Genomic DNA, 13,606 nt, shown 5'->3' with positions numbered 1-13,606 from the left:
TAAGGGCGTAAAATTGTAAATAGTGCTGAAAACATAAAAAATGTATCATGCATCCTTGCAAGAAGCGGGGAAGTGTGGTACATTCTTTTTGTATCTTGCTGCGGAACAATTCGCTGACATGTCTTTCTATCTCAGATTATCGGCAATTCAGGCATTCGCCAAAATTTCAGACGATTATCGGGACAAATTAGCAAATAGGGGGTGCTCTTAAAGGGAGTTTTATTGGACATAAAATAGATATAATAAAAATAGACATTGACAAACACGAACAAATGTTTTATTCTAAATAAAAAGCAGAACATTTGTTCCTTGAACAAAAAGGAGATAAACATGGAAAAAGATGATAAGCTTAAAGCATTGGATGCGGCACTGAGCCAGATCGAGAAGCAGTATGGAAAGGGCGCGGTAATGAAGCTGGGAGATCCCACGGCACAGATGAACGTGGAGACCATTCCTACCGGTTCTTTAAGTTTGGATATAGCATTGGGATTGGGTGGTATTCCTAAGGGAAGAATCATTGAAATCTATGGACCGGAATCCAGTGGTAAGACGACCGTTACTTTACATATGATCGCTGAAGTACAGAAGAGGGGAGGCATTGCCGGATTTATCGATGCAGAGCATGCCCTGGATCCCGTCTATGCGAAGAATATCGGAGTGGACATTGATAATCTGTACATTTCCCAGCCGGATAACGGAGAGCAGGCACTGGAGATCACCGAGACCATGGTGCGTTCCGGAGCTATTGATATCATTGTAGTGGACTCCGTAGCTGCACTGGTACCGAAGGCGGAGATCGATGGGGATATGGGAGACAGCCATGTGGGTCTGCAGGCACGACTGATGTCCCAGGCACTACGTAAGCTGACTGCTGTGATCAGCAAATCCAACTGTACTGTTATTTTTATCAACCAGCTTCGTGAGAAGGTAGGTGTCATGTTCGGTAACCCTGAGACCACCACCGGTGGACGGGCACTGAAGTTCTATTCTTCTGTACGACTGGATGTCAGGAGAATTGAGGCATTGAAGCAGGGCGGTGAGGTCATCGGTAACCGTACCCGTGTCAAAGTAGTGAAAAATAAGATTGCGCCTCCTTTTAAGGAAGCAGAGTTTGATATTATGTTCGGAGAAGGTATTTCTATGGTAGGAGATATCCTGGATCTGGCGGCCAACTGTGATGTAGTTGCCAAGTCCGGTGCATGGTATGCCTACGAGGGCAATAAGATCGGACAGGGAAGAGAGAATGCAAAACAGTATTTGAAAGATAATCCGGCTGTCTGTGATGAGATTGCAGAGAAGGTCAGAGAGCATTACGGACTGAAGGCAGATGTATCTGCTACAGCGGAGAAGGAAGAGTAGATCCATGCTGGTAACACAGGTTACGGAAGTTACTAAATCAAGAAGTAAAGTGTATATTGATCAGGAATTCGCCTTTGTTTTATACAAAGGCGAATTGCGTCTCTACCATATAAAAGAGGGTGAAGAACTCCGAACGGAGGATTACCGGACCATTATGCAGGAGGTACTGCCTAAACGTGCAAAACTGAGGGCTATGAATCTGCTTCAGGGGCGGGAATATACGACCTCACAATTACGGACAAAATTACAGCAGGGATATTATCCGCCGGAGATCATAGAGCAGGCAATAGAATATGTGGCAGGATTTCATTATATAGATGATCTTCGTTATGCGGTGGATTATATCACCTATCATGAGAACAGCCGCAGCAGAAGACGCATTGAACAGGATCTCCAGGGCAAGGGGATTTCCTCTGCCACGATAGAAGAAGCCTGGCAGAACTGGAGGGAGAATGGCGGGGAACAGGATGAACAGAGTATGATCCGGGAATTGCTTCGTAAGAAACATTATGATGCAGCGGAAGAAACAGACTGGAAAGAACGACAGAAAATATACGCATTTCTGGCAAGAAAGGGATTCTCACAGGAAGCCATTCGCAAGGCAATCGGAGGCATGCACAGTGACGATTTTTAGGATACTGTATAGTGCAGCAAAAGCAAGAAATAATGCACAAAGATTGTATTAATATAGGAACTATTTTTGGAGTAATTGCGACTTGTACTTGACAGAGGAGTATTTTCAGTTTACACTAATACTGTTGTGAATTGCTTGTTAGAATGTACATAAATTGCATTCTATTTTGAACGATAATTTGTATTATCAGAGCAAAATGTACAATGAAAATTTCATAAGGAGGTGCTCCTGTAGTGGACACTAATATTGTAATAGTATTAGTGGTTTCTGTTATTGCCATTATAGCTGCAGTGCTGATCACAGCAAAGGTTACCACCACCCGTCTGAAGAAGAATGCGGAGGGAACCATCGGCAACGCAGAGGAGAAGGCAAGAGAGATTATTGATGAAGCCCTGAAGACTGCAGAGAACAAAAAGCGTGAATCACTCCTGGAAGTCAAAGAAGAGTCCATTCGTACCAAGAATGAACTGGACAAAGAGATCAAGGAGCGCAGAGCGGAAGCTCAGCGGTATGAGCGCAGAGTTCAGCAGAAGGAAGAGAACATCGATAAGAAAGCAGATGCCATCGAGAAGCGCGAGGCAAGTTTGGCAGCCAGAGAAGAAACCCTAGTCAGAATGAAGGAAGAAGTCTCCAAGCTGAATGAGCAGCGTGTGCAGGAACTGGAACGAATTTCCGGATTAACCTCTGAACAAGCAAAAGACTACTTATTGAAAATTGTTGAAGATGAAGTGAAGCATGAATCGGCCGTGATGATCAAGGAAATGGAGAGTCGGGCCAAAGAAGAAGCAGACAAGAAAGCAAAGGAATATGTGGTTAACGCAATACAGAGATGCGCAGCAGATCATGTCTCTGAGACTACAATTTCCGTTGTACAGTTACCGAATGATGAGATGAAGGGACGTATCATCGGACGTGAGGGACGTAATATCCGCACACTTGAGACCATGACAGGTGTAGACCTGATCATTGATGATACACCGGAAGCAGTAATTTTGTCCGGATTTGATCCGATTCGTCGTGAGGTAGCGAGAATCGCGCTGGAGAAGCTGATTGTGGACGGACGTATTCATCCGGCCAGAATCGAAGAGATGGTAGAGAAGGCGCAGAAAGAAGTCGAAGTAATGATCAAGGAAGAGGGAGAAGCCGCAACTCTCGAGGTTGGCGTACATGGCATTCATCCCGAACTGGTAAGATTACTCGGTAAGATGAAATTCCGTACCAGCTATGGTCAGAATGCATTAAAGCATTCTATTGAAGTAGCACAGCTGTCCGGACTGCTGGCTGCAGAACTGGGATTGGATGTGAGACTTGCCAAGAGAGCTGGACTGCTGCATGATATCGGTAAAGCAGTCGACCACGAAATGGAAGGTTCTCATATTCAGCTGGGTGCTGAATTGTGTCGGAAATACAAAGAGAATGCTACTGTTATCAACGCAGTGGAATCTCACCATGGCGATGTAGAGCCTACTTCCCTGATTGCATGTATTGTACAAGCTGCTGATACAATATCCGCTGCAAGACCGGGAGCTAGAAGGGAAACACTGGAAACCTATACTAGCAGATTAAGACAGTTAGAAGATATCACAAACAATTTCAAAGGTGTAGATAAATCTTTTGCTATTCAGGCAGGTCGTGAAGTTCGTGTTATGGTAGTGCCCGAACAGATTTCAGATGCCGATATGGTACTGTTGGCAAGAGATATTTCCAAGCAGATTGAAGCTGAATTGGAATATCCCGGACAGATCAAGGTGAATGTGATCCGTGAGAGCCGCGTAATTGATTACGCCAAATAACTGACCAGTCAGAAATGACAATTTCATAAGATGTAAGAGGTAGCCGTTGTATGGAGACATACAACGGCTGTTTTAATGAAAATTTATGGATAAACGGGTGTAAAAAAGTGAAAGTTACCTATTGTGTTATATGTTATCTTATAGTATGATATTCGAAGTGTATGATTGTATACGATTATCCAACATCCACAGAAGAAGGCGTATTCCCAACGAGGAAAGACGAGAAAGGTATGGTAAGAAATGAAAGCATATCAGGAATTAACCAAGGAAGAACTTTTAACACTGAAGGCAGAGCTTAATGCTGCATATGAAGATGCAAAAGGCAAAGGCCTGAAACTGGATATGTCCAGAGGAAAACCTGCAGTCAATCAGCTGGATATGGCAATGGATTTTCTGGATGCTGTGAATTCTCAGAGCGCTATGAAGGCTGAGGATGGAATGGATGTGAGAAACTACGGAGGTTTGGATGGCATCCCTGAGGCAAAGAAGCTGATGGCGGATATTCTGGAGGTGAAACCAGAGAACGTGATCGTATGTGGTAATGCCAGTCTGACCATCATGTATGATACGGTATCCCGTGCCATGACCCATGGCATTTTGGGAAATACCCCCTGGTGTAAACTGGATCATGTAAAGTTTTTGTGTCCTGTTCCCGGATATGACAGACATTTTGGAATCACAGAGCATTTCGGAATTGAAATGATCAATGTACCCATGACTCCCGAAGGACCGGATATGGATCTGGTAGAGAAGCTGGTCAGCGAAGATCCCGCCATCAAAGGCATTTGGTGCGTACCGAAGTACTCCAATCCTCAGGGATATTCTTATTCCGATGAGACCGTAAGACGCTTCGCAGCGCTTACGCCGGCGGCACCGGATTTCCGTATTTTTTGGGATAATGCTTATGCAATTCATCATTTATATGATGACAGACAGGATCAGCTGTTAGAGATTCTCTCCGAATGTGAGAAGGCAGGACATCCGGATATGGTATTCGAGTTCTGCTCTACCTCTAAGGTAAGCTTTGCAGGTTCCGGTATTGCGGCTATCGCATCTTCTAAGGCCAATCTGGATGATATGAAAAAGTCCATGACAATTCAGACGATTGGATACGATAAGATCAATCAGTTACGTCATGTACGCTATTTTAAGGATATTAACGGTATTCGTGAACATATGAAGAAGCATGCGGCAATCATGCGTCCAAAATTTGAGGCAGTATTGAAGGTTTTGGATGAGGAACTGGGTGGACTTGGTATCGGCAGTTGGACAAAACCCAACGGTGGATATTTTATCTCCTTTGATGCGATGGATGGTTGTGCCAAGGCTATTGTGGCAAAATGTAAGGAAGCAGGTGTGACTCTGACGGGGGCAGGCGCTACTTTCCCTTATAAGAAGGATCCCAAAGATTCCAATATCCGTATCGCACCTTCCTTCCCGACACCGGAAGAGATGGCAATGGCAACGGATCTGTTCGTACTGTGTGTCAAGATGGTAAGTGTGGACAAATTACTGGAGAACAAATAACAGATTCGAGGATAAATAAAAGAAGGAATAACGGGTCATGGAAGAATTCAGGCGTATCAAACGGGAACTGGTGGCAAAAGGTGCGATCATTGATTATTATCAGGACACCATGCAGATTCCCAACGGTAACATTGCAAAATGGGATCTGATCGATCATAAAGGCGCAGCAGCCGTGGTTGCAGTAAGAGAAGACGGTAAACTTCTCATGGTGCGGCAGTATCGTAATGCGCTGGAGCGGGAGACTCTGGAGATTCCGGCCGGCGGACTGAATGGCAGAGAAGAACCTACGGATCAGGCAGCCATGCGGGAATTGCAGGAAGAGACCGGCTATCATACCGATCATGTGGAACTGCTGACTTCCATCTATACCACAGTAGCTTTCTGCAATGAGAAAATCGACATCTATCTGGCGTTAGACCTGAAAGACAGAGGAAGCCAGCATCTGGATGAAGATGAATTTATCAATGTAGAGGCATATTCCGTAGAGGAATTAAAACAAATGATCTATGACTGTAAGATTCAGGATGCCAAGACGATTTGCGGCATTCTGACATATGCATCGAAATACTTAAGTAAATAGTCAGTACGTTGAGGTAGGCAACCCGCTCCATGGATAGAATCTGTGTGGCGGGTTGCTTTTTAGTTGTTACGGTTCAGGAATGATTCCCTGTGTTGTCCGCATATATTAACATAACATTGTGTGGCGTAGAGATGGGAATTTTCATGAAATGGGATAAGTCTATCGTACCGGTGGGAAAGCTGCCGCTTCGTTTTCTGTTTGTGATCGGATTCACAGTGGGGTTTCTGATCGTATATTGGGGAAAAGGCACTTTCCTAAAGAATATGGGAATGCTGGATGAGGATACTTTGTATCATATGAAATACATGGCCGTGGACAACAAGGTGCTCTTCTGGTACGTCCTGTGTAAAAGAGGCAAAGATTTCATTGCACTGGTTCTCATGGCCACGACGTACCTGGGATTGTTATTCTGCGGCGGGATGACAGTAAAATATGGCTTTTCCCTTGGATTATTCTTAGGTACTGCGACCTGCCGTTATGGAATCAAGGGGATTTTATTATGTATTGTTGGAATTTTTCCTCACTATCTGTGCTATGTACCTGCAATGGTGATGCTGCTTCAGTGGTGCGAGGATATTTACAGAAGTATTTATTTTTATCATAACATAACCGGGCAGGGAAAAAAGTCCCTGCCCGGTAAACTGGGAAAACCGGTGCTCATTTTGGGAGTACTGGTTCTCGGATGTGTATTGGAAGCGTTTGTGAATCCTGTGTTATTCAAAGGCTTCCTGCAATTTTTTTAAAAAAGGGTTCGTCTTATTCGTACTCTGCGATATCATAGATCAGACGCTCTGTATCGTCCCAACCCAGGCAGGGATCTGTGATGGACTTACCGTAACAGCCGGCACCCACCTTCTGGTTACCTTCTTCGATATAACTCTCGATCATAACGCCCTTGACCAGCTGATGGAGATCGGAACTCAGCTTGCGGCTGTGCATGACTTCTTTGGTGATTCGGATCTGTTCTTTGAACTGCTTGTTGGAGTTGGAATGGTTCGCATCGATCACGCAGGCAGGATTCTTCAGATCCATTTTTTCATACATATCCCACAGACGGATCAGATCTTCATAGTGGTAGTTGGGAATGTTGGCACCATGCTTGTTGGTAGCACCACGCAACACGGTGTGAGCCAGATCATTTCCATGGGTATTTACTTCCCAACCGGTATAAATAAAGGAATGGGGATGCTGTGCTGCATATACGGAATTCAGCATTACGGAGAAATCTCCGCTGGTTGGATTCTTCATACCTGCCGCTACATCAAAACCGCTGACGGTCAGACGGTGCTGCTGATCCTCTACGGAACGGGCGCCGATTGCCACATAGGAGAGGATGTCGGATACATAACCCCAGTTCTCAGGGTATAACATTTCATCTGCCGCAGTCAGCCCTGTCTCCTGGATCGCACGGATGTGCATTTTACGCATGGCCATCAGTCCTGCCAGAAAATCAGGCTTCTTCTCGGGATCGGGCTGGCTAGTGATACCTTTGTAGCCTTCACCGGTAGTGCGGGGTTTGTTGGTGTAGATTCTGGGGATCAGGATCAGCTTATCCTTCACCTGTTCGTTAACTCTTGCAAGGCGGTTTACATAATCGCAAACGGAATCCTCATTGTCAGCAGAGCAGGGTCCGATGATCACCAGAAATTTATTACTCTTACCGGTGAGGACATCTCGGATCTCGGCGTCTCTTTCTTCTTTGATCTTGACTAATTCTGCCGGAAGAGGCAGCTCCTTACGTATTTCCGCAGGAGTGGGAAGTTTTTTGATGAATTCGAAACTCATAGTATTCCATCGTGCGCGGGGCACGTCCTTTCTGCTAAATTTCTTTGCCTATTATAGAACAGAATCCCCGCAGATGCAAGATAATTTAACGATTTAAAGCGAAAAAGAGTAAAAATGATAAATAAGCTATCGTGTTAATGCGTTAATTTGCAAAAATTTATTGACAGGACAAAAGGTTTGCCATAAAGTTAGAGATAGTGAAATAACTGCAGAAACTGCGAAAAAACTACGAGAGAGGGCAAAATTATGTACGGAACAATTTGGGCATTACTACCGCCGGTGGTAGCAATTGTACTGGCACTGATCACAAAGGAAGTATATTCATCACTGTTTATCGGTATCGTCACGGGAGCGCTGATCTATACTGGATTTTCACCCATCGCGACGCTGGACACAGTGATCAACGAAGGATTCATCAATTCCGTTGCGGATGCATGGAACATCGGTATCTTCATGTTCTTGATCCTGCTGGGAACCATGGTGGCATTGATGAATAAGGCAGGAGGCTCTGCGGCCTTCGGTGAATGGGCGAAAAAGCATGTAAAGACTAGAGCGGGAGCACTGCTTGCCACCTTTTTATTAGGTGTTTTGATCTTCGTGGATGACTATTTCAACTGTCTGACCGTAGGATCCGTTATGATGCCGGTCACAGATGGACACAAGATCTCCCGTGCAAAGCTTGCATATATCATTGATGCCACGGCAGCACCCATCTGTATGATCGCACCGATCTCTTCCTGGGCAGCAGCAGTATCAGGCATGGTGGACGAGGGTGTGTATTCCGGTATCGAACTGTTCGTAAGAGCGATCCCCTATAACTATTATTCCTTATTAACCATTGTATTTGTCATCGGTATGGCGCTGATGGGATTCGATTACGGTCCCATGGCTAAGCACGAGCGTAATGCCAGAGAAAAGGGTGACCTGTTCACCGAAGGTGAGCGTGTGACCAATGCAGACAATGCACCCAAGGGATCTGAGAGAGGAAAAGTATATGATCTGCTGATTCCTGTAATTGTACTGATCGTCTGCTGCGTCGTAGGAATGATCTATGTCGGCGGATTCTTCGAAGGCGTGGATTTCATCGATGCTTTCAGTGCAACAGATGCTTCTGTGGGACTTCCCTGGGGATCGCTGATCGCGCTGCTGTTTGCCATTGTATATTATATGTGCAGAAGACTGGTATCCTTTAAGGAAGCCATGAACTGCCTGACCCAGGGCTTTATCGCCATGGTACCCGCCATGCTGATTTTAACTTTTGCTGTAACGCTGAAGACCATGACCGGTCTGTTAGGTGCGGATGTCTATGTGGCAGGTCTGATGCAGGGCGCATCCACAGGACTGACCAACATGCTTCCCGCAATTATCTTCCTGGTAGCATGCTTCTTAGCTTTCGCTTCCGGTACCAGCTGGGGAACCTTCGGTATTCTGATCCCCATCGTAACCGGCGTATTTACCAATCCCACCACCGGAGCTATCGTACCCGGAGCCGAGCATCTGATCATCATCGGTGTATCCGCATGTCTGGCAGGTGCTGTTATGGGTGACCATTGTTCCCCCATCTCCGATACCACGATCATGGCTTCCGCAGGAGCACAGTGTAACCACATCAACCATGTATCCACCCAGGTACCTTACGTACTGACTGTGGCGGCAATCTCTTTTGTAAGTTATGTAATTGCCGGATTTGTACAGAATGTGGTAATCTGTCTGGTGATCGGTATTCTGCTGACACTGGTGACACTGTTTGTACTGAAGCGTATCTTCGGAGAAAAGGCTGTCGCACAGAGCGCACAGAAATAGAAAGGAAATATTCAGATTCATGAAGTACGATTATCTGGTCGTCGGTTCCGGTCTCTATGGTGCGGTGTTCGCAAGAGAAGCCGCCGACAGAGGAAAAAAGGTCCTGGTGATCGACAAGCGCCCCAATGTGGCGGGCAATATTTACACAGAAAAAGTGGAAGGAATCCATGTCCACAAATACGGTGCCCATATTTTTCATACCAATGATACGAAGGTATGGAAGTATATTACGAGATTCGCAGAGTTCAACCGGTTCACCAATTCCCCGGTGGCAAATTACCGCGGAGAACTGTATTCCCTGCCTTTTAACATGTATACCTTCAATAAAATGTGGGGTGTGGTGACTCCCGAAGAGGCTGCGGCGAAGATTGAAGAGCAGAAAAAAGAAGCCGGTATCACAGAACCGAAGAATCTGGAGGAACAGGCAATCTCGCTGGTAGGCAGAGATATTTTTGAAAAGCTGATCAAGGGATATACCGAGAAGCAGTGGGGACGTGACTGCAAGGATCTTCCGGCATTCATTATCAAGCGTCTGCCGGTGCGACTGACCTTTGATAATAATTACTTCAACGCCCTGTATCAAGGCATTCCCATTGGCGGTTACACGAAGCTGGTGGAGCATTTGTTGGAAGGCATTGAGGTGCGTCTGAACACGGATTATCTGGAGCAGAAGGCAGAACTGGATAAACTGGCGGAACAAATTGTCTATACCGGTCCTATCGATGCGTATTTCGGATATTCGCTGGGAGCACTGGAATACCGTTCCGTCAGGTTCGAGACAGAGGTGCTGGATATTCCGAATTTCCAGGGCAATGTGGCAGTGAACTACACGGATCGTGAGACTCCCTGGACCCGGATCATTGAACATAAATGGTTCGAGTTCGGCAAGGACGAACAGGGACAGGAATTACCGAAGACGGTCATCAGCAGAGAGTACAGCTCCGAGTGGAAACCGGGAGATGAGCCTTACTATCCGGTGAACGATGAGAAGAACGGAGCACTGTATGCCGAGTATAAGAAGCTGGCGGATGCCGAGCAGAATGTGATCTTCGGAGGAAGACTGGCGGAATACCGCTATTATGACATGGATGCGGTGATTGCTTCAGCATTACAAAAAAGTGAAGAAGTACTGTGATCATTCAGACCACGGTGGTGAGCATACCTGGTGTGACTCATAAAAAATGCAACGGTAAATATCACCGTTGCATTTTTATTTCAAGAAATTGAATTCATTAACCGATCTGCGGTTTTGCTTTTCTCTTGTTGCGGAACTCTCTGACTGCGATCAGCAGGTCATAGCGATACACCAGTGTATACATTACGGCTGCCATGACAAAAGCGGTGAGCACATCGAATACGGAGTGCTGTTTGATGAACATGGTCGCCATGATGATAGAAGAAGCAAGAATCAGAGATCCGATCCGGATTCCTTTTTTCTTCTCGAAGCACTTGCTGCGGATAATCGCAAAGTGTGCGCCCAGGGAATTATATACGTGAATGCTGGGCCACAGGTTGGTAGGCGTGTCCGTCCGGTACAGAGCAGCTACCATGCGGGTGAAGATGTTGTCTCTGGGCATCACCGCCGGGCGAAGGTGCTGTCCGTTGGGCCACAGAGTGGATACGATCAGGAAGATCGTCATGCCGGTGAAGAGGAAAATACAAGTGCGGTAGTAGTCCTCTTTATTTTTGAAGAAAAAGTAGACGACCACTGCCGACACATATGCAAACCATAAAAAGTAAGGAATGACGAATACTTCACAGAAGGGAATGTAATCATCCGCCGCCATATGTATGATCCGATAATGCCCGGTGGTATTTTTCTCTAACCATACGAACCAGGTCATATAAATAATACCATATATAATAAGAGGAATGGCATGTTTGTATTTCAAATAGAATGTCTTAAATCTTTCCATAAAAACCTCATTTCTCTACAAAACCTATGCTCCAAAATCAATTTTAGTATAGTCAAAGATATAAAAAAATCAAGGCTTTTTTGGAATACTTAAGCATTCTTAAGAAAATCTTTAGAGTGTGTTTATTTCACTTCGGGAGTGATCATCCGGATGGCGCCGGGGAGGCATTCTACCCGGAAACCACAGCTTTTTCTGGTCACTTCTCCGTCGGTATGTACCCACAGCGGAGAGGATGTGGTAATGGACATCCGGGTCGCGGTATGTGCATTAATACCCTTAACAAAATAGTGCTTGCCAAAAAAGGCGGTGGGCAGTGCCAGCAGTACCAGCCCTTTGGAGATATTGCCGACGGAACACAGATCCAGTACGCCATCGTTATCTGCAGCGGGCGGGCAGAACATGAAGCCGCCGCCCTCGTAGCGATGACTCATACAGGTCACAAACAGAAAGCGGGGAAGCTCTAAGGATTCCTGACGGTTATGCACGGTATCTTCCATCGTCAGCGTACAGGAGACCTTGCGTGCGGTGATCAGCTGCTTTAAGGCGATTCCTAAATAAGTCAGCTTGCCAAGACCGATCCGGTTCATGGTATCCTTGATGGGGGAATGCATGGCTTCCGCACAGACGGCAGCATCAAAGCCGATGCCGCAGCTGACGGCGAACAGTCGGGATTCTTCCGGCTGATCTTCGTCGAGATAAGTAAGCCTTCCTAAGTCCATGGCTCTGGGAGCAGTATCCTTAAGGATCAGATGAAGGGCTGCTTTCGGGTCTTTGGGAATACCGAGGTCCCTTGCCAGGTCATTGCTGGAGCCGGTGGGAATATAGCCCAGGATGACTTTGGAGGGATCTGCGATGCCCTGCAGGGCTTCGTTCACGGTTCCGTCGCCGCCTAAGATGATCAGTTTTAAATCGGGTTCTTCCGCATGCTCTGCGGTGATCTGTTCTGCCAGATGTCTGACTTCTCCGGCCTTTCCAGAAAAATAAGTCTGATATTCCGTGTTGGCAGCCTTAAGAGCCGGTTCCACCTGCTCAGACCAGATCTTCGCACCTCTGCCGGAGCGGGAGGCTGGATTGATAATAATATGATACATGAGGATACCTCATCTTTCGTAAGAATGTAACTAAAGTTTATTCTAACACACTCAGGGGCTTCTGCCAACATTGTTCATTTTCTGTCTTTGCAATTAAAAAGTTCTATGCTATACTAAACCATAAGTTTAGCGAATTAACGCAACATAAGGAGCATTCCTGTTAAGTAACAAATAACCGGTTTGCAAAAAATGAGTGCCTACCATAGAATAATGATTGTTAACTTGGCGGTTAATAAAAATCATTGTTCAGAGGAGACACCCACAAATGAATTATAAGCAGAATGAGAAAATCAATCAAGTAAAAGAATCAACTTTGGTAGTAGGAATCGATATCGGAAGTACCACACAGTATGCGAGAGCGTTTGACTGGAGGGGCATCGAACTCGGGAAAGTCTTTCCATTCAGCAACAGCAGAGAAGGCTTTGAATCCTTCAAAGCATGGATGCAGCGTTTACAGGACAAGTACAAGAAGTCAGATGTGATAGTCGGTATCGAGCCAACAGGTCATTACTGGTTTGACCTTGGCGCTTATCTTGAGGATGAGGGCATTCTCCTGGTTATGGTTAACCCTTATGCGGTAAAGCAGACCAAGGAACTGGATGACAACAGCCAAAGCAAGAATGACAGAAAGGATCCGAAGGTAATCGCAAAGCTGGTTACCGAAGGCCGTTATTCTGCACCGTATACACCGGATGGTGTGTATGCAGACTTAAGAATTATGGTGGCCAATCGTAAGAGACTCATCAGGGAACTTACCCAGATCAAAAACAGATTTGCCAGATGGTTCGCCATATATTTCCCTGAATATAAAGATGTATTTGGGGACTATGAAGCACAGAGCAGTATGCTGCTTCTAAAGAAAGCTTGTACTCCGGAAGCAATCGTGGAACTTGGAGCTGAGAAAATCAATCAAATCTGGCGTGATGCAAAGCTAAGGGCTGTCGGTATGAAAAGGGCAACGAGCCTGTGTGAGACAGCAAAACGCAGCATCGGCTTAAAGAAAGGCTCTTCAGCAGCCAAGTATGAAATGAAACTGTTGCTCGAGGATTACGAATACAAAAAAGCACAGCTCGATTCCGTTATGGAGGAGATAGAAAGTTTGTGTAAAAAGATACCCG

At 45.8% G+C, this 13,606-nt stretch carries 12 protein-coding genes; 9 read left to right on the top strand and 3 right to left on the bottom strand.

Annotated features, from left to right (window positions below; translation table 11 throughout):
• The first annotated feature begins 330 nt into the window (after positions 1-330).
• From recA to FYJ59_RS04790, 6 genes are all read left to right on the top strand, one after another.
• Positions 331-1,359, top strand: a complete 1,029-nt coding sequence (gene recA / locus FYJ59_RS04815; protein ID WP_154495628.1) for a recombinase RecA — start codon at positions 331-333, stop codon at positions 1,357-1,359.
• A 4-nt stretch (positions 1,360-1,363) separates the two neighbouring features.
• The gene (locus FYJ59_RS04810) at positions 1,364-1,993 is read left to right on the top strand and encodes a regulatory protein RecX (RefSeq protein WP_154495627.1); all 630 of its coding nucleotides are present in this window, start codon (positions 1,364-1,366) and stop codon (positions 1,991-1,993) included.
• Between the two features lie 272 nt (positions 1,994-2,265).
• On the top strand, positions 2,266-3,786 hold the full coding sequence (gene rny / locus FYJ59_RS04805) for a ribonuclease Y (RefSeq protein ID WP_328597204.1): 1,521 nt from the start codon (positions 2,266-2,268) through the stop codon (positions 3,784-3,786).
• Positions 3,787-4,026: 240 nt separating this feature from the next.
• Entirely contained in the window at positions 4,027-5,313 is a 1,287-nt protein-coding gene (locus tag FYJ59_RS04800; protein ID WP_154495625.1) for an aminotransferase class I/II-fold pyridoxal phosphate-dependent enzyme, read from the top strand.
• 37 nt (positions 5,314-5,350) lie between these two features.
• Positions 5,351-5,893 (top strand): NUDIX hydrolase, encoded by a 543-nt coding sequence (locus tag FYJ59_RS04795; RefSeq protein WP_118547363.1) that lies wholly within the window; start codon positions 5,351-5,353, stop codon positions 5,891-5,893.
• A gap of 143 nt (positions 5,894-6,036) precedes the next feature.
• The gene (locus FYJ59_RS04790; RefSeq protein ID WP_205839453.1) at positions 6,037-6,636 is read left to right on the top strand and encodes a stage II sporulation protein M; all 600 of its coding nucleotides are present in this window, start codon (positions 6,037-6,039) and stop codon (positions 6,634-6,636) included.
• Positions 6,637-6,649: 13 nt separating this feature from the next.
• On the opposite strand, the gene FYJ59_RS04785 is transcribed toward FYJ59_RS04790, so the two are convergent.
• Positions 6,650-7,678 (bottom strand): 3-deoxy-7-phosphoheptulonate synthase, encoded by a 1,029-nt coding sequence (locus FYJ59_RS04785; protein ID WP_022155183.1) that lies wholly within the window; start codon positions 7,676-7,678, stop codon positions 6,650-6,652.
• 246 nt (positions 7,679-7,924) lie between these two features.
• Here FYJ59_RS04785 and FYJ59_RS04780 point away from each other — a divergent pair, with 246 nt between their 5' ends.
• Both FYJ59_RS04780 and glf read left to right on the top strand, forming a co-directional pair.
• A complete protein-coding gene (locus FYJ59_RS04780) occupies positions 7,925-9,481 on the top strand; it encodes a Na+/H+ antiporter NhaC family protein (protein WP_154495621.1) in 1,557 nt (518 codons plus the stop codon).
• Between the two features lie 19 nt (positions 9,482-9,500).
• Complete coding sequence (glf, locus tag FYJ59_RS04775; protein ID WP_154495620.1) at positions 9,501-10,616, top strand: UDP-galactopyranose mutase; 1,116 nt, start codon at positions 9,501-9,503, stop codon at positions 10,614-10,616.
• Positions 10,617-10,713: 97 nt separating this feature from the next.
• Here the strand turns inward: glf and FYJ59_RS04770 are convergent, their stop codons facing one another.
• Together FYJ59_RS04770 and FYJ59_RS04765 are read right to left on the bottom strand one after the other, a co-directional pair.
• Positions 10,714-11,397 (bottom strand): phosphatase PAP2 family protein, encoded by a 684-nt coding sequence (locus tag FYJ59_RS04770; RefSeq protein ID WP_154495618.1) that lies wholly within the window; start codon positions 11,395-11,397, stop codon positions 10,714-10,716.
• A gap of 122 nt (positions 11,398-11,519) precedes the next feature.
• Positions 11,520-12,488 carry a diacylglycerol/lipid kinase family protein gene (locus FYJ59_RS04765; protein ID WP_154495616.1) on the bottom strand — a complete coding sequence of 323 codons (969 nt, stop codon included), beginning with the start codon at positions 12,486-12,488 and terminating at the stop codon, positions 11,520-11,522.
• Positions 12,489-12,753: 265 nt separating this feature from the next.
• Here FYJ59_RS04765 and FYJ59_RS04760 point away from each other — a divergent pair.
• Positions 12,754-13,606: IS110 family transposase (locus tag FYJ59_RS04760; RefSeq protein ID WP_154495614.1), on the top strand; the 853-nt coding region annotated here is incomplete at its 3' end.

This window comes from Waltera intestinalis (genome assembly GCF_009695995.1).
Lineage (GTDB): Bacteria > Bacillota > Clostridia > Lachnospirales > Lachnospiraceae > Acetatifactor > Acetatifactor intestinalis.
This window is presented reverse-complemented; position numbering and strand designations above follow the sequence as displayed.